The 16,595-nt window shown below is 61.4% G+C and carries 16 protein-coding genes and 1 other RNA gene; 6 read left to right on the top strand and 11 right to left on the bottom strand.

Annotated features, from left to right (window positions below; genetic code table 11):
• Positions 1-135: 135 nt before the first annotated feature.
• The gene (locus QPK32_RS24510) at positions 136-444 is read right to left on the bottom strand and encodes a c-type cytochrome (protein WP_290415402.1); all 309 of its coding nucleotides are present in this window, start codon (positions 442-444) and stop codon (positions 136-138) included.
• Between the two features lie 184 nt (positions 445-628).
• Between QPK32_RS24510 and QPK32_RS24505 the strand changes: the two genes are divergently transcribed.
• Positions 629-853, top strand: coding sequence for a TIGR04438 family Trp-rich protein (locus QPK32_RS24505; RefSeq protein WP_290415401.1), 225 nt, complete (start codon positions 629-631; stop codon positions 851-853).
• A 137-nt stretch (positions 854-990) separates the two neighbouring features.
• On the opposite strand, the gene ilvD is transcribed toward QPK32_RS24505, so the two are convergent.
• Positions 991-2,853 (bottom strand): dihydroxy-acid dehydratase, encoded by a 1,863-nt coding sequence (gene ilvD, locus QPK32_RS24500; protein WP_290415400.1) that lies wholly within the window; start codon positions 2,851-2,853, stop codon positions 991-993.
• A gap of 108 nt (positions 2,854-2,961) precedes the next feature.
• Here ilvD and QPK32_RS24495 point away from each other — a divergent pair, with 108 nt between their 5' ends.
• On the top strand, positions 2,962-3,864 hold the full coding sequence (locus tag QPK32_RS24495; protein ID WP_290415399.1) for a LysR family transcriptional regulator: 903 nt from the start codon (positions 2,962-2,964) through the stop codon (positions 3,862-3,864).
• A gap of 1 nt (position 3,865) precedes the next feature.
• A complete protein-coding gene (lgt, locus tag QPK32_RS24490) occupies positions 3,866-4,678 on the top strand; it encodes a prolipoprotein diacylglyceryl transferase (RefSeq protein WP_290415398.1) in 813 nt (270 codons plus the stop codon).
• Between the two features lie 77 nt (positions 4,679-4,755).
• On the opposite strand, the gene QPK32_RS24485 is transcribed toward lgt, so the two are convergent.
• From QPK32_RS24485 to QPK32_RS24465, 5 genes are all read right to left on the bottom strand, one after another.
• Positions 4,756-5,529 carry a sulfite exporter TauE/SafE family protein gene (locus tag QPK32_RS24485; protein ID WP_290415421.1) on the bottom strand — a complete coding sequence of 258 codons (774 nt, stop codon included), beginning with the start codon at positions 5,527-5,529 and terminating at the stop codon, positions 4,756-4,758.
• 52 nt (positions 5,530-5,581) lie between these two features.
• The gene (locus tag QPK32_RS24480) at positions 5,582-6,073 is read right to left on the bottom strand and encodes an EVE domain-containing protein (RefSeq protein ID WP_290415397.1); all 492 of its coding nucleotides are present in this window, start codon (positions 6,071-6,073) and stop codon (positions 5,582-5,584) included.
• 92 nt (positions 6,074-6,165) lie between these two features.
• A non-coding RNA gene (gene ssrS / locus QPK32_RS24475) (6S RNA) lies at positions 6,166-6,345 on the bottom strand.
• Positions 6,346-6,421: 76 nt separating this feature from the next.
• On the bottom strand, positions 6,422-6,733 hold the full coding sequence (locus QPK32_RS24470) for a cell division protein ZapA (protein WP_290415396.1): 312 nt from the start codon (positions 6,731-6,733) through the stop codon (positions 6,422-6,424).
• Positions 6,730-6,972: a hypothetical protein gene (locus tag QPK32_RS24465; RefSeq protein ID WP_290415395.1), complete on the bottom strand. Its 243-nt coding sequence runs from the start codon at positions 6,970-6,972 to the stop codon at positions 6,730-6,732. Before QPK32_RS24465 ends, QPK32_RS24470 begins: the two co-directional genes overlap by 4 nt.
• 310 nt (positions 6,973-7,282) lie before the next feature.
• Here QPK32_RS24465 and groES point away from each other — a divergent pair, with 310 nt between their 5' ends.
• Together groES and groL are read left to right on the top strand one after the other, a co-directional pair.
• Positions 7,283-7,573, top strand: coding sequence for a co-chaperone GroES (gene groES, locus QPK32_RS24460; RefSeq protein WP_290415394.1), 291 nt, complete (start codon positions 7,283-7,285; stop codon positions 7,571-7,573).
• A 40-nt stretch (positions 7,574-7,613) separates the two neighbouring features.
• Complete coding sequence (gene groL, locus QPK32_RS24455; protein ID WP_290415393.1) at positions 7,614-9,260, top strand: chaperonin GroEL; 1,647 nt, start codon at positions 7,614-7,616, stop codon at positions 9,258-9,260.
• Between the two features lie 88 nt (positions 9,261-9,348).
• Here the strand turns inward: groL and QPK32_RS24450 are convergent, their stop codons facing one another.
• The 4 genes from QPK32_RS24450 to QPK32_RS24435 are packed head-to-tail and all read right to left on the bottom strand — an operon-like array spanning position 9,349 to position 15,057.
• The gene (locus tag QPK32_RS24450; RefSeq protein WP_290415392.1) at positions 9,349-9,612 is read right to left on the bottom strand and encodes a PAAR domain-containing protein; all 264 of its coding nucleotides are present in this window, start codon (positions 9,610-9,612) and stop codon (positions 9,349-9,351) included.
• 49 nt (positions 9,613-9,661) lie between these two features.
• Positions 9,662-10,636, bottom strand: a complete 975-nt coding sequence (locus QPK32_RS24445) for a hypothetical protein (RefSeq protein ID WP_290415391.1) — start codon at positions 10,634-10,636, stop codon at positions 9,662-9,664.
• 33 nt (positions 10,637-10,669) lie between these two features.
• Entirely contained in the window at positions 10,670-12,217 is a 1,548-nt protein-coding gene (locus QPK32_RS24440; protein ID WP_290415390.1) for a hypothetical protein, read from the bottom strand.
• Positions 12,217-15,057: a type VI secretion system Vgr family protein gene (locus tag QPK32_RS24435; protein WP_290415389.1), complete on the bottom strand. Its 2,841-nt coding sequence runs from the start codon at positions 15,055-15,057 to the stop codon at positions 12,217-12,219. Before QPK32_RS24435 ends, QPK32_RS24440 begins: the two co-directional genes overlap by 1 nt.
• A 259-nt stretch (positions 15,058-15,316) precedes the next feature.
• On the opposite strand from QPK32_RS24435, the gene QPK32_RS24430 reads away from it, so the two are divergent.
• Positions 15,317-16,411, top strand: a complete 1,095-nt coding sequence (locus QPK32_RS24430; RefSeq protein ID WP_290415388.1) for an NAD(P)-dependent alcohol dehydrogenase — start codon at positions 15,317-15,319, stop codon at positions 16,409-16,411.
• Positions 16,412-16,595: the final 184 nt, after the last annotated feature.

The following is a 16,595-nucleotide window of genomic DNA, read 5'->3' as shown; positions in this document are numbered from 1 at the left end:
GCCCGGCATTGCCGGGCACGACTCCCTGCACAGGCAGGGACCCAATTTTGCCAGCGCAGCGATGACGCGTGCAGCAATTGGGTCCCTGCCTGCGCAGGGACGACGGTTTCAGGGCCGCGGATTACGCGGCCTCGTTCATTTCTGCGCCAGCACCCACTTCACCAGGCTGCGCGCTTCCGCCTCGCTCACCTGCGGGTTGGCCGGCATCGGCACCGGGCCCCAGACGCCGGAACCGCCCTTGATGACCTTCTGCACCAGCTTGTCCTCGGCACCCTTCTGGCCCGCGTACTTCGCCGCGACGTCCTTGTAGGCCGGGCCGACCAGCTTGTTAGCGACCGCGTGGCACGCCATGCAATTCTTGGCCTTGGCCAGGTCGGCTTGCGCGAAGGCGCTGCCCGACAGCAGGGCGGAAGCTGCGACGAACAACATCAGGGACCGTTTCATAGTTTTCTCCAGTGAAAGCATTACGACTGCGATTCTAGCGTGTTTCCGCCTGGGCGGTGACGCCGACATATTCGGTAACGACTGATACAGCTTTCCATTGACGGAGCATTACGAACGTGTTGCATGTCGGCACTATCGAGACCCGGCGCTTGGCGCTAAGATGGCCGCCGAAAGGAATTCCACCATGCCGCTGATCATCCTCATAGCCATCCTCGCCGCCCTGCGCTTCTTCGAAGTCTGGCGCTTCGCCCAGCTGTCGTGGTGGTGGATCGTCGGCCTGATGGTGCTCGCCTTCGTCTGGTTCGAATTCATCGAGGGCCTGCTGGGGCTGGACAAGCGCAAGGCGCACGACGTGGACCGCAAACGGCGCGAGGACAGGGTCAGGCAGCGGTTCGACAAGCGCAAATGACACGTCGTCCCTGCGGAGGCAGGGACCCATGCTGACGAACAGAAATCGGTATATTGGAAGCGTCGTGAAGCTTCAGACACACCGACTTCGGAAGCTCAGTATGGGTCCCTGCCTTCGCAGGGACGACGGTATGTATATCAGCGCTTCAGCTGCGACAGATCGCGCACCGCGCCGCGGTCGGCGGACGTCGTCAGCGCGGCGTAGGCCTGCAAGGCCTGCGACACGTAGCGCTCGCGGTCGACCGGCTGCCAGGCCTGGTCGCCGCGCGCTTCCATCGCGGCGCGGCGGTGCGCCAGTTCTTCGGCGGTGACGCGCAGGTTGATCGTGCGCGCCGGGATGTCGATGTCGATCAGGTCGCCCTCTTCCACCAGGCCGATCGCGCCGCCCTCCGCCGCTTCCGGCGAGGCATGGCCGATCACCAGGCCCGAGGAGCCGCCCGAGAAGCGGCCGTCCGTGAACAGCGCGCAGGCCTTGCCGAGGCCCTTGGACTTGATGTACGAGGTCGGGTACAGCATCTCCTGCATGCCGGGACCGCCCTTCGGCCCTTCGTAGCGGATGATGACGACGTCGCCCGCATGCACGGTGTCGCCGAGGATGCCTTCGACGGCCGCGTCCTGGCTCTCGAACACGCGCGCGCGGCCGGAGAACTTCAGGATGCTTTCGTCCACGCCCGCCGTCTTCACGATGCAGCCCTTTTCCGCGATGTTCCCGTACAGGACCGCCAGGCCGCCGTCCTGCGAGTAGGCGTGCTCGCGGTCGCGGATGCAGCCCGCGCTGCGGTCGATGTCGTTGGCGTCGTAGCGCTCGGACTGCGAGAACGCGACCTGCGTCGGCACGCCGCCCGGCGCCGCGCGGAACAGCCGGTGCACGGCCTGGTCGTCGCTGACCCGGATGTCGTATTTCGCGATGGCGTCGGCGATGGTCGGGCTGTGCACGGTCGGCAGCGAGGTATCCAGCAGGCCCGCCCTGGCCAGCTCGCCGAGGATGGAGACGATGCCCCCGGCGCGGTGCACGTCCTCGATGTGGTACTTGTCCGTCATCGGCGCGACCTTGCACAGGCACGGGACCTTGCGCGAGATGCGGTCGATGTCGGCCATCGTGAAGGCCACGCCCGCTTCGTGGGCGGCGGCCAGCAGGTGCAGCACGGTGTTGGTGGAGCCGCCCATCGACACGTCCAGCGCCATCGCGTTCTCGAACGCCGCCTTGGTGGCGATCGAGCGCGGCAGGACCGAGTAGTCGTCCTGCTCGTAGTGGCGCTTGGCGATGTCGACGATCAGGCGGCCCGCGCGCAGGAACAGTTCCTTGCGGTCGGCGTGGGTGGCGACGATGGTGCCGTTGCCCGGCAGCGAGAGGCCCAGCGCTTCCGTGAGGCAGTTCATCGAGTTGGCCGTGAACATGCCGGAACAGGAACCGCATGTGGGACAGGCGGAGCGTTCCACTTCCGCCACGTCGGCGTCGGAAATGCGCGCGTCGCCGGCCTGGATCATGGCGTCGACCAGGTCCAGCTTGATGATCTTCTGCTTGTTGTCGACGACCTTCAGCACCTTGCCCGCTTCCATCGGGCCGCCGGACACGAACACGACGGGGATGTTCAAGCGCATCGCGGCCATCAGCATGCCCGGGGTGATCTTGTCGCAGTTCGAGATGCAGACCATCGCATCGGCGCAGTGGGCGTTCACCATGTACTCGACCGAGTCGGCGATCAGGTCGCGCGAGGGCAGCGAATACAGCATGCCGCCGTGGCCCATGGCGATGCCGTCGTCGACGGCGATGGTATTGAATTCCTTGGCGACGCCGCCGGCCGCCTCGATCTCGCGCGCGACCAGCTGGCCCAGGTCCTTCAGGTGCACGTGGCCCGGCACGAACTGGGTGAAGGAGTTCACGACGGCGATGATCGGCTTCTCGAAGTCGCCATCCTTCATGCCGGTGGCGCGCCACAGGGCGCGGGCGCCCGCCATGTTGCGGCCTTGGGTGGTGGTGCGGGAACGGTAAGTGGGCATGGTCGTCTCCTGGAGCGGCTTTCTGTGGGGAGCATCAGGGTGCCCGCCAGCGCATGAGTTGTCCAATATATGATTCCATGCACTGTGATACGTTTAGAATATCAATCCATGAGTACCGCCATCGAACTGCGCCAGCTACGCTACTTCATCGCCGTCGCCGAAGAGCTGCATTTCGGCCGCGCCGCCGCGCGCCTGCACATGACCCAGCCGCCGCTGTCGCAGGCGATCGCCGCCTTCGAGGACCTGCTGGGCACGCCGCTGTTCGTGCGCAACCGCCGCAGCGTGGCCCTCACGGCCGCCGGCACCGCCCTGCTGCCCGAGGCGCGACGCCTGCTGGCGGGCGCCGCCGGCCTGCCCGAATTGGCGCGCCGCGCGGCCGGCGGCGACACGGGACGCCTGGCCCTCGCCTTCATCACCTCGGCCGACTACAGCGTGCTGCCGCCCCTGCTGCGCCGCTACAGCGAGCGCCATCCGGCCGTGCAATTGACGCTGCAGGAAGCCACGTCCGACGTGCAGGTCGAGGAGCTGCTGCGCGGCGGCGGGATGGATGCCGGCTTCCTGATCCCGCCGCTGCCGGACAAGGCCCAGGCCGAGCTCGACTACATGAAGGTGCTGGAAGAACCGCTGATCCTGTGCGCGCCCAGCGGCCTGGCGCTGCCGCCCGATGGCGAGCCCGTGCGCCTGTCGGAGGTTCCCGAACTGCCCTTGATCGTCTTCCCGCGCGAAGTCTCGCCGGCGCTGTACGATGCCATCCTGTCGTGCTTCCGCGCGGCCGGGGTCGTGCCGGCGATCGGCCAGCTGGCCATCCAGATGCAGACCATCGTCAGTCTCGTGTCGGCCGGCATGGGCTTGGCACTTGTGCCACAATCCGTCTCCAACCTGATGCGACCGGGCGTAGAATACCGTGCCCTTGCCGACCCGACCCCGCTGGTCGAGACCGGCATCGCCTGGCGGCGCGACAATCCGTCCCCGGTGCTGAAGGGCTTTCTGGAACTACTTAGGGATCTTTAATATGCTCGTTCACCCGCAACCGAACCCGATCGCCTTCAGCATCGGCCCCGTGGACATCCACTGGTACGGGATCATGTATGTCGTCGCCTTCGCCCTGTTCGTCATCCTGGGCCGCGTGCGCATCAAGACCCAGCCGCACGTGCAGGCCCAGGGCTGGAAGAACGAGGACCTGGACGACATGCTGTTCTACGGGATGCTGGGCGTGGTGATCGGCGGGCGCCTGGGCGAGGTGCTGTTCTACAAGCCGGAATACTACTTCTCGCATCCGGCCGAGATCTTCATGACCTGGCACGGCGGCATGTCCTACCACGGCGGCTTCATCGGCGTGCTGATCGCCATGGCGCTGTGGGCCCGCAAGCGCGGCCGCAACCTGCTCGACGTGTACGACTTCATCGCCCCGATGGTCCCCATCGGCTACGCCTGCGGCCGCCTGGGCAACTTCATCAACGCCGAACTGCCGGGCCGCCTGGCCGACCCGAGCCTGCCCTGGGCCATGCTGTGGCCGGGCGTCGAGGGCCCGCGCCATCCGTCGCCGATCTACCAGATGCTGGTCGACGGCCTGCTGTGCTTCGTCATCGTCTGGCTGTTCGCCCGCAAGCCGCGTCCGCGCCTGGCCGTCGGCGCCCTGTACACGCTGCTGTACGGCTGCGCGCGCTTCTTCACCGAATACTTCCGCGTGCCGGATTGGGAAACCCATGTGCTGGGGCTGCCGATCACGTCGGGGCAGGTGCTGTCGCTGCCGATGATCGTGGCGGGCATCATCATGCTCGGTTGGGCGTATTCGGGCGGGAACAAGCGGGCCGTGCCGGCGTGATGCATGGTGGGCACGTGGTGCCCACCCTACAGGACGGTCATCGTAGGGTGGGCATCACATGCCACCATCGCGCCGCATCAACCGGCGTACGCCTTCCACAGCATGTACGCCGCCAGCGCGTACAGGATGCAGGCGAATATCCGCTTCAACCTCAGCACCGGCAGCCGGTGCGCCAGCTTCGCCCCCAGCGGCGCCATCGCCATGCTGGCGGCCACCACGATCAGCAGCGCCGGCACCCAGACGAAGCCCAGCGACCCCGGCGGCAGACCCGCCTCTCCCCAGCCGTAGCACACGTTCGCGATCGTGCCCGACAGCGCGATGGGAAAGCCCAGCGCCGCGCTGGTCGCCACCGCATTGTGGATGGGCACGCCGCGCCAGGTCATGAACGGGATCGACACGAAGCCGCCGCCCGCCCCCACCAGTCCGGACAGCACGCCGACCAGGCCGCCCGCCGCCAGCATGCCGCCCGTTCCCGGCAACGGCCGCGTACCTTCCGGCTTGCGGTTGAACAGCATCTGCGTGGCCGAGAAAGCGACGAACACGCCGAAGAACAGGGCCAGGGCGGACGTGTCCATCTGCTTGCCGATCCAGGGGCCGATGAAGGAACCGATCACGATGCCAGGTGCCAGCATGCCGGCCACGCGCCACAGCACGGCGCCGTGGCGGTGGTGGGCGCGCATCGACGAGACGGAGGTGAACAGGATGGTGGCCAGCGAGGTCGCGATCGCCATGTGCACGACCAGGTGGGGCGCGAAGCCCTTGGCCGAGAAGATCATGGTCATGAACGGCACCAGCACCATGCCGCCGCCGATGCCCAGCAAGCCCGCCGAGAAGCCGCCGAAGCAGCCCATCGCCAGCAGGATGGGCACGAGGCCGGGGTCGAGGCCGAACACGCGGCCGTCCTCAGTCCCGCGCGGACGCGAACGCAGCCGCCGGCACGCCCGTCAGTGCCAGGATGCGCTGCCACTGGCCGGCGGTCACGGGCGAGATCGACAGCCGGCTGCCCTTCTGCAGCAGCACCATGTCGTCCAGCTCGGGCACGGTGCGCATCTCGGTCAGCGGAAGATAGCGGCCGGCGGCCACTGCCTGCACGTCGACCGAGATCCAGCGCGGCTGCTCCGGCGTGGCCTTGGGATCGAAGTACTTGCCGTCCTTGTCGAACTGGGACGCATCCGGATACGGGGTGCTGGCCACGCGCGCGATGCCGGCCACGCCCGGCACGGCGCAGCTCGAATGGTAGAACAGGACGCCGTCGCCGACCAGCATCCCGTCGCGCATGAAGTTGCGCGCCTGGTAGTTGCGCACGCCGAACCAGGCGACCGTGCGGCCCGGTGCGGCCAGCACGTCGTCGAAACTCACTTCGTCCGGTTCGGACTTCATCAACCAGTAGCGCATCTTTCCACTCGCACGAATATCGGGACGCGCGCCGTTTTCCAAGCGCGCATGAAAAAGCGGTTGCGCACTTTCATGCAGCAACCGCTCTGGAATATAGCCCCGCCTGTGCCGTTTTTGCCGGCATCCCGAACCAAAAGGCTCAAGGTGGTCGCAGTCAGCTCGATTTCGGGTTCGTCAGCTAGTGACGATCGCGCCCACCAGGCATGTTCCACAACCTATGCGTAAGAATGGTTCAAGGAATATATGGCAAATCTCGAACACCGCAGGGAGGCGCCAGTTTACTACGCTGAACCGGCATGTCAAACGTTTTTACGTCGAGTGCGCCCTCACCCGTATTTCATCAGGCGTTCAGAGAAGGCTTTCCTGCGGCGACAGCGCGGCATCGAGCACCTGATGCATCGCGTCCAGTTTCTGCTTCACTTCCAGGATCGACAGGTCCGACAGCGGCCCTTGCGGCGACTTCACCGACAGGAACTCGGCCGCCACCGACAGCGCGGCCATGACGGCGATGCGGTCGGTCCCCTTCACCTTGCCGGAATCGCGCAGCGCGCACATCTTGCCGTCGAGGTAGCTCACGGCTTCGCGCAGCGTCTTTTCCTCGCCGTCGCGGCAGGCCAGGCGGTAGGGGTGGCCCATGATGGTCACGTCCAGGTGGATCATCGTGCTGCCTCCGCATCGTCGGGGGTTTCGGTGTCACTGGTCGGCGCCGGCGGCTCCAGTTGCACCAGCAGGGCTTCGACACGCTGCTGGGCCGCCAGCAGGCGGTTCTTGAAATCGACGTTTTCGGCGGCCAGCAGCGCATTCGCCTGGCGCAGCAGGTAGTTCTCGCTGCGCAGCGATTGGGTCAGCTCGGCGAGCTTCTCGATTTTCTCTGAAAGTTCTTGGAATTCGGAAATCATTCGACACTATAGGACCGAGTGGAATTTTTCGTCAACAGGCGCGCGCTCGCGTGCGCAGGATTCCGGGCAGGAGTGATAGGCTCTCGTGAATTTTCCCCAAGCTTGTGCTTTGTGACAGGCCCGTTACAGGCTTGTTGGGCCGCAAAAAAGTCCGTTAAAACACGAACACTGTAGCTTGAAATGCCAAATTATCGTCCCTATAATTAGCACTCGTTAGTGTAGAGTGCTAACAACCTCTACGAACCGCAGCGGATGTACAGCATGGCTGCGGTCTGTACAGCCAAGTCAAACCAACACAAAGGAGTTTTGCATGAACCTTCGCCCCTTGCACGATCGCGTGATCGTGAAGCGTCTCGACCAGGAAACCAAGACTGCATCCGGCCTGATCATCCCCGATGCGGCGGCCGAGAAACCGGACCAGGGTGAAGTCCTGGCCGTGGGCAACGGCAAAGTCCAGGAAAACGGCAACGTGCGTCCGCTGGAAGTGAAAGTCGGCGACCGCGTCCTGTTCGGCAAGTACTCGGGCCAGGCCGTCAAGGTCAATGGCGAGGAACTGCTGGTGATGCGCGAAGAAGACATCATGGCCATCGTGGCCCAGTAATTCCTTCCAAAACTAAATTCCCTGAATTCGGAGAACAAGAATGGCAGCTAAAGATGTAGTGTTCGGCGACGTAGCGCGCGCCAAGATGGTCGAAGGCGTCAACGTCCTGGCCAACGCAGTCAAGGTCACCCTGGGCCCGAAAGGCCGCAACGTCGTACTGGAGCGCTCGTTCGGCGCCCCGACCGTCACCAAGGACGGTGTCTCGGTCGCGAAAGAAATCGAACTGAAAGACAAGCTCATGAACATGGGCGCCCAGATGGTCAAGGAAGTCGCTTCGAAGACCAGCGACAACGCCGGTGACGGCACCACCACCGCGACCGTGCTGGCACAGGCCATCGTGCGCGAAGGCATGAAGTTCGTTGCCGCCGGCATGAACCCGATGGACCTGAAGCGCGGCATCGACAAGGCCGTCGCGGCCACCGTCGAAGAACTGAAGAAGATCGCCAAGCCGACCACCACCTCGAAAGAGATCGCGCAAGTCGGCACCATCTCGGCCAACTCGGATTCGTCCGTAGGCGAGCGCATCGCCGAAGCGATGGAAAAAGTGGGCAAGGAAGGCGTCATCACCGTCGAAGACGGCAAGTCGCTGAACGACGAGCTGGACATCGTCGAAGGCATGCAGTTCGACCGCGGCTACCTGTCGCCGTACTTCATCAACAACCCGGACAAGCAGGTCGCCGTTCACGAGAACCCGTTCATCCTGCTGTGCGACAAGAAGATCGCCAACATCCGTGACCTGCTGCCGGTGCTGGAGCAAGTGGCGAAAGCCGGCCGTCCGCTGGTCATCATCGCCGAAGACATCGAAGGCGAAGCGCTGGCGACCCTGGTCGTCAACAACATCCGCGGCATCCTGAAGACCGTTGCAGTGAAAGCCCCGGGCTTCGGCGACCGTCGCAAGGCCATGCTGGAAGACATCGCCATCCTGACCGGTGGCCAGGTCATCGCCGAAGAAGTCGGCCTGACCCTGGAAAAAGTCACCCTGGCGGAACTGGGCCAAGCCAAGCGCATCGAAGTCGGCAAGGAAAACACCATCATCATCGACGGCGCCGGCCAGGCCGACGCCATCGAAGGCCGCGTCAAGCAGATCCGCATCCAGATCGAAGAAGCGACCTCGGACTACGACCGCGAAAAACTGCAAGAGCGCGTAGCCAAGCTGGCCGGCGGCGTTGCCGTGATCCGCGTCGGTGCCGCGACCGAAGTCGAGATGAAAGAGAAGAAGGCACGCGTGGAAGACGCGCTGCACGCAACCCGCGCTGCCGTCGAAGAAGGCATCGTTCCGGGCGGCGGCGTGGCCCTGCTGCGCGCTCGCGCCGCGCTGAACGTCAAGGGCGACAACCCGGACCAGGAAGCCGGCATCAAGATCGTCCTGCGCGCAATGGAAGAGCCGCTGCGCATGATCGTCCAGAACGCCGGCGAAGAGCCGTCGGTCGTCGTCGCCGCCGTCCTGGCCGGCTCGGGCAACCACGGCTACAACGCCTCGAACGGCACCTATGGCGACATGGTCGAAATGGGCGTGCTGGATCCGGCCAAGGTCACCCGCTCGGCACTGCAGAACGCAGCGTCGATCGCCGGCCTGATGCTGACCACCGACTGCATGGTCTCCGAGATCGTCGAAGACAAGCCGGCTGCCGGCGGCATGGGCGGCATGGGTGGCATGGGCGGCATGGGCATGGACGGCATGATGTAATAGCCGGACGGGCCAGCGCCGGTCTTCGGACCGGCGCCGCTTTCCACGAAAGCCCGCAGGGTTCGCGCCCTGCGGGTTTTTTGTTTGGCTACGCCTTCCCAGAATGTGGCGCGGATGAGATGAGCGTTGCGCCGCAGGAGGTTTTATGACCCTGGAAGGCTACCGGTATGCCGCCGACCGACACCATAGGGTCACCTTCGACGATCACGCACGGTGAATGCCCGTTGATTGGGCAACTGCATGGGTCACCTTTCCGCGCCACCGCAATGCCATGCACGAATACGGTACCGGAAGCGGCAAGCACTTTCCCGCCATGGCTCGTGGCATCACCGAGCCGAATCACGTTCTTCATACTGTCCTCCAACGATCAGGTCAGTTTCTCCGTCATTGCGCTCGCGGCCTTACCGGTCGGCTATCCACCGCCACACCGTGATGCCGTAAGCCGATTTGAAGTCGGCCATCGTTTCGCCGGCAGCATAGTATCGTTGCGCCGCGCCTGGCTCCATCGGTTGCCAGATTCCCGCTTTCGGACAGGCCTCGCCGGCTTTTGCCCGCACCTCTTCATTCGCCGCAGCCGCCCTGCCTGATGGGATGAGTGGATGCCAGGTCGTGGCTACGGCGACGGTTTGCGGAGGAGGATATTTCCAATCGTCGGTACTGAGCTCTTCCGTCGTCTTGAGGACGCGATACACGGGCTGCATGCGCAAGCCCTTGATGGCGAAAGTCAGGCTATGTCGTTCCAGACCAGTGGCGGGATACCAGACACCGGTCCACGGTACTTCGTCGCCCGTTTTGCATGCGATGGACTTATCGATCACGTATTCGGGTAGGGGATCGGGAAGATCCCAGTGCAGCGGGTCTTTGTACCAACTTATCGCCGCTTCATATGTTTCAACGATCTTATCGCCCGGAAAACCATCATCATCATCGCTTTGCTCTGGACATTCTGGATCTGGGTCGAGGAAGCTGTCAGCCCCTGACATTGCATTATTCAGTGCATGTGTGATCGTTCGACTAAATAAAAGTAAACGACTGATCTTTACATCACTGAATTCATGGTACTCATCGTCACTCATCCAGCTATGGAGAGCTTGCTCCATTATTCCGCGAACGTCCCCTCGAATGCAATCGGAAATCTCCCATACAAACTCATAGTCGCCAAGTCTTGCCAGCTCAGCCCCTCGTCTAAAATCCTGCTCCCGCTTTTTAAATTTGTCATAAATTTGGTTATTTCTACCAAAATTAGGGACCCCTCTCGAAACAGCAAGCGATCCAAACCACTCCGTCAGATTTTCACATTCTTTTGCCGTAGCCTCGAAGAATTCAGCTGAGGAAAAAAAATTCCACACAGCCGCTTCCAAGTTCAATTTTCTCACAATTGGTCTCTTTAATTTAAAATATGGATTTCATCAATACGATGGAACGGTTAGCAAAATTCGTTTAGCTTCCTCAGGCGTGTAATCAGACTTTCCCCAGTTAGTTTCAATAGGACCTCTAATGTGTGGGTCAGTTATCTTTGCTCGCAATTTTACAGGCGCTATTTCTCCAGCCAAGTCAACATACTCTACTCTTCGATCCGCATTTCCGTAGCGATCAGGAATGACCTGGCCAGTCTTATTGTCAATTCTCGGCATTGGCTGCACCATTTCATCGCGACTTCCAGGGAAAAACACAATTTGCTCACCCCCTCCCTCTAGATAATAGTTGGTTCCCTCAAGTTTCTGACTTGCAGCAGGACCACGCCAGACCTGTAGTGTTTCCTCAGCCTTAACTTCGTATTCAACGACCCAACCATTCTGGTTCCATTCTGGTTTGACGGCAAATTTGCTGCGCCATTCATCACGATTTTTTATTGCCTTGAATTCAACTTCGGTCATCCAGAAAACGCCAGCGCCATCATTAGTAGGATCAACGACGCGATAAAGTTTGGCAGGTCCTTTAATTGTGTCGGCACGAATCTTTTTACGCGCTGAAAAAGTTTCAACCATCCACCCCTCAAGATCTGGATGTTCCGGATGCTCCTTCATTAACTCTTGAATTTTGTGGTCAGCCATAAGCGTGGGCGGGTGCCTCATCTTTTTCGGCCGTTTCTTCGCCCACTTGGGCGGCTTCGCATTAATCAATCGCGCCGACCCTGTTTCCGATATCGGCGCAATCCATCCGCGATTTGTCCGATACGTCTGCACCTGCCAAGCATGATCATCGAGCTTTTTGGCAATCACCTTCAAAGCAGTACGCACAGGCTGGACATAACCTTGGATAGAACTGCTCATGGCACGGCCTTTGGTATTGATCCATTTCACAAGGTCGTCGATATGCTCGCGGATCGTACTGGGCACGATCCAGCGTATCTTTTCCAGCAAGGCTTTCAGATCGTCGAATTTCTCGTTCAGCAGGCGTCCCAGCAAGGCAGGATTGAGCTTGTCCGCCGCTTCACGAATCGTCTTTGCGACGAACTGGTACACGTCCGGCAGTTTCCCCTTCGTTGCCCATTGCACGACCCTGTTGTGCTGCAAGTATTCCGTGATCTTCGGCAGCGCGGCATCGCATGCCCGGTTGGCGGCCGCTGTCAGCTTGCTGATATTCGTGATGTCGTCGGCATGCTTGACGAGCGGTTTCAGATAGATCCACACCACGCGCAACGCGCTTTTGACGACGGTACCGATTTCCGGGAAAAAGCCGATCACCGTCGTCGCGATAAAGAACAAGGTGATCTTGTTGCTGGGATCTTTGCGGTAATCGCGCACGTTCGCACACAGGTCGCGTAGGTCACACAAGGTGTCGACGACAGGAATCAAGGAGACGACCATGTCGAAGCCGATCTGTGCAGTCGTGCGCTCGGCATTGAAGTCGCCCTGCAAGGCGCCCCAGATCCATTCTCCCAAGCCGACATCGTCCGGTTTTTTCTCTCCGCGCAACTCGTTCAGCGCGTCCAACGTCTCGTCGCTCGTGGCCATCACCGTCCTCCTGGGCCTTGGGGCGCGTTGGTCGTGTTCGGCTCCTGCGCGATGAGTGGATCGAGTCCTGACAGCAGATCGCTGGCTGTCGGTCTCGCCGCATCCTTGGCGGAAGGTGCGTTGTGATACACCACTTTGGTGACGGTATCCGGCAGGTTGCGTTCTTCGGCCATGCCGTCGGCATCCAGCGTCCCGCCTTTTTTCTGGCCACCCGCAAAATGCAGGGTATATGGCACGCCGGCCATGGGCGCTCCCTCGTAGCCGTCGAGGTCGAGTTTCAGCCAATTGGTATGTTCGGCGGAAGGAAAGAAGGGCAGTTCCGCTTCTTGCCGGCCCGGGCCATCCCATTTGTGCATGCTGGCCTTGACAGTAAAGTCGCCCGCGCAACCATGTTCGATCTTGCCGTCTGCGATCCTGATATAGGCGCCTCCGCACGACAGGGTAATGCTCGTCTTGGCCGCGATTACGATATCGCCCTGGCTGGCGGTGATCTTCACGTCACGATTTGCTGCGATCCCGACACTGTCTTGCTGCGCCTGGATGTCCAGCTTGCCGTTACGTGCGATGCATTTCATACCGTCCTGGTGCGCAAACAGGGACATACCCTTCCCTGCCTGTATGTTCACGCGTTGGCCCGCCACGGCCTGAATATGCTCTTGCGCTATGATGTTTTGCTGTCGGCCGCTATAGCTGACGGAAGACTTTGGCGTGGCACTGGCAAAGCCGCCCGCGGCATAGTGGGCGATGAGCGGAGCCGCGTCACCCTTGTCGGACGGGGTACCGCTTTGTCCCGCATTTTTCAGGTGATCGGTCAGCTGCTGGTGCGATTGGAGGTCGACTGGCATGGCCTGATGCTGCTCGGCGAAGCTTCCCAGCTCTTGCAGTAGCGCCTGCGAACCTTCGAGGAGTGCCTGCAGGGGCTCGCGTTCGAGTTGCTTGCCCGACGCGCCCATCATTGCCTGGGTCGTCAACAGCATCAGCCGCGCCGCGCGCACGACGATGGAGTGATCGCTGCGCAATTCGGCACCTTCGCCTCGCGCCTCTCCAGTTCCGTCGCGTCTGGGGTGGGTCAAGTAACCAAGGTTCAGTTGGCTGTGTCCGTGTTCACTGGCCAGTTGCGCGCTGATTTGTCCAGGGGTGTCATCCAGCCGCAACTGGTTGTAACGCATCCCGCCCACCTCCTTGCTCTTGATGCCGGCAAGGAAACGATTACCTGGCAATCCACCTTCATGGGCAAAAGCTGGCGGAGCCGCTTTTCCGGAATGCACGCGGCCGACGACAATCGGCTTGTCCGGGTCGCCGCCCAGAAACTGGACGAGTACTTCGTCACCGACCCTTGGCAGAGTAATGCTTCCCCACCGATCGCTTGCCCAATGACTCGCAACCCTTACCCACGCCGAATCACGGTCCGTATTGCTGGCCCCGACACCATCCGGATGATCTTGTTCTCTCGTCCCGAGGAATCGCAGCTTGACGCGTGCAAGTTCGTCGCAATGCACTTCTTCGCCATGAGGGCCCACGACGACTGCGGATTGCAGGTCGGCGCGCGGCAAATCCGTACCCGGATCGTAAGCAGGAACGATCGGCACGCCGCGGCGTACACAGGTAAAGCGGTTGGAATATTTGACATCTCGCTCATCGCTCGCCTGGTCGAGAGTTGCCTGAATCCCGTGATGCCAGCCGTTGGCCGCAAACAGGCGTCGCGTTCTTTCATCGATGTCTTTGGGAAGATTGTTTTCAGCGCTCACGGACAATTCGGTCAACACGAAATGGCGTTCCTCTTCAGGGTGCGTATCGATATCCGGATGGCCGTCGAGCCCGAACCACTGCCCGATGCAGAAGTCGCGAACGCCGCTTTCCCCATGAAAGTATTTCGTCTCGTATTCATGGCGCTGGAGCCGCAGTTCGCCAATCCGGTGAAAATCGGCATCGTCGTCCCCGACATGGGGCGCTTCGATCCGGTGGTCTTCCAGACCGAACGCAAACTGGTCACCAGACTTGCCCTGCTGGACCATCGTAGGCAGCTGGAGCGACATCATCCGCCCTTGTCGATAATCCCAGCTTTGTCGCGTGACGCTGCCTGACTTCAAATTACGCACAGCACCCCAGTTGAAAATACCGTCGCGCGCTTCGGTCGCGGCGTCACGATGAAAGCGAACCGTACCGGCCGTATTTCTTGCGAGTGACTGGACATGGTCGAACAGCACGAGGGTATGGACAGGGCCCTTGGAGTCGGGAGGCTGAGTGGAAGCCCCGGGGCGGATGAACCAGGCAATTCCCTGCCGTTTCCATAAACGGCGCAGAAAGGCGGCGTCCGACTCGTTGTACTGCATGGTGAATTCACGTTTTGGATACAGACCTGCCACACCGGAGAAGTCGAAATCGAACGCCCGAGCCAGGATCGGATTGGCTCCGCGCCATTCGCGTATCAATGTTTCCGATATGTCGATCTCATTCGCGTTCCGGAATATCCGCATGTTGATGCGCTGCTCCATCAGCGACACCGCATCGCGCACCACCAAGCGGTAAGTCGTCAAGCCCCCGTCGCTTTGTCCGGCCGCCGCTTCGGCCACGATGCCGCAGACCGAACGCAATCCTCCCTGGTCCGTGACGAACTGCAGCTCGACCGGAAGCGCAATGAACTCTTTCAGCGGCAGGCTCGCTTGCGTTGCAATGCAAAGCAAGCGGTATTCGATGCCGCCGCAAAGTGTCTCCTGGCCCAGGACATGCTTGATGAGCAAGGCATCACCGGAATATTTGTCCTCGGATGCAAGACATAATCGAATCGGCCGCCGCGATTGCGTCATACCCATCATCCCATCCGCGCCCATGACATTCATGTTTGGATTTCCTAAAGAAAATATCTGCAACAAATTGCCATATGCATGCATGCCCGCGTTGACACCGCTCACGAAGACCATTCAACGAAGAAGCCCTGGCGATAAAGCAGACTTCTCCGAAAAGAAACGCAAGATGATTCTGAGAAAGAAATCACTAAAACTATGCGGCTTTTCCAATTTGACGAAACTAAGCGTGCGACCTAACAGACGTTGCCTGTGCCCTCCCCTAAGGTCGAAGTCTTTTCATCGAGGAGGTAGCATGATCAAGGTCACCGGTTACGCGGCGAAACATTCGTTCAGCCGCTTGAAGAAATACGAATTCGAACGCGCCGCCGCCAAGGCGCACGAAGTCGAGATCGAGGTGCTGTTCTGCGGCGTGTGCCACTCGGACATCCACCAGGTCAAGAATGAATGGTCGAACACGGTCTATCCCTGCGTGCCGGGACACGAGGTCGTCGGTCGGGTGACGAAGGTCGGGCCGGCCGTGACGAAGCACGCGGTGGGCGACCTGGTCGGCGTCGGCTGCATGATCGACAGCTGCGGCAAGTGCGAGGCCTGCCAGGAAGGCGAGCAGAATTACTGCGAGAGCCCGAACAGCTGGCTCGCCACCTACAACGGCCCGATGCAGCCGGCCAGCAAGGCGGGCGGCGAGAACATCTACGGCGTCGACAATACCTTCGGCGGCTATTCGAACATGCTGGTGGTGAAGGAAGACTTCGTGCTGAAGATCCCGGCCGCGCTGAAACCCGAAGTGGCGGCGCCGATCCTGTGCGCGGGTGTGACCACGTACGCTCCGCTCAAGCACTGGAACGTCCAGGCCGGAAACAAAGTCGGCGTCATCGGCATGGGCGGCCTGGGCCACATGGCGGCCAAGCTGGCCAAGGCCATGGGCGCCGAGGTCACGCTGTTCACCAGCACGAAGGAGAAGATCGAGGAAGCGCGGAAGCTCGGCTTCGATGCGGTGCTGGAAAGCGACAAGGATGCGCTGGAAAAGCTGGCATCCAGCTTCGACTTCATGCTGTCCACGGTGCCGGAAAAGCACGACCTGAACCCGTTCGTCCAGCTGCTCAAACGCGACGCCACGCTGTGCGTGGTCGGCGCGCTGGAGCCGCTCGCGCCGGTGAACAATATGCAGGTCGCCTTCATGCGCCGGAGCGTGGCCGGCTCGCTGATCGGGAACATCGCGGAGACCCAGGAAGTGCTGGACTTCTGCGCCCGGCACGCCATCGGGCCGGAAATCGAGATGATCCGCATCCAGGACATCAACGACGCGTACAAGAAGGTCGAAGGCGGGGACGTGCGCTTCCGCTACGTGATCGACATGGCGTCGTTGAAGGAGGAGATGGCGGAGTAAGCCAACACTGCGTGCGCAATACGCACACTCCGTCGTCCCTGCGCAGGCAGGGACCCATGCTTACTTTCCGAAGCCGGTATGTCGACGATACTACGTCGTGTTCGACATACCGAATCCTGTGGCTCAGTATGGGTCCCTGCCTGCGCAGATACTGTGATCCTCAAGTTCTGGCAAGGGCTAAATT

This window comes from Massilia sp. YIM B02763 (genome assembly GCF_030412015.1).
Lineage (GTDB): Bacteria > Pseudomonadota > Gammaproteobacteria > Burkholderiales > Burkholderiaceae_D > Telluria.
This window is presented reverse-complemented; position numbering and strand designations above follow the sequence as displayed.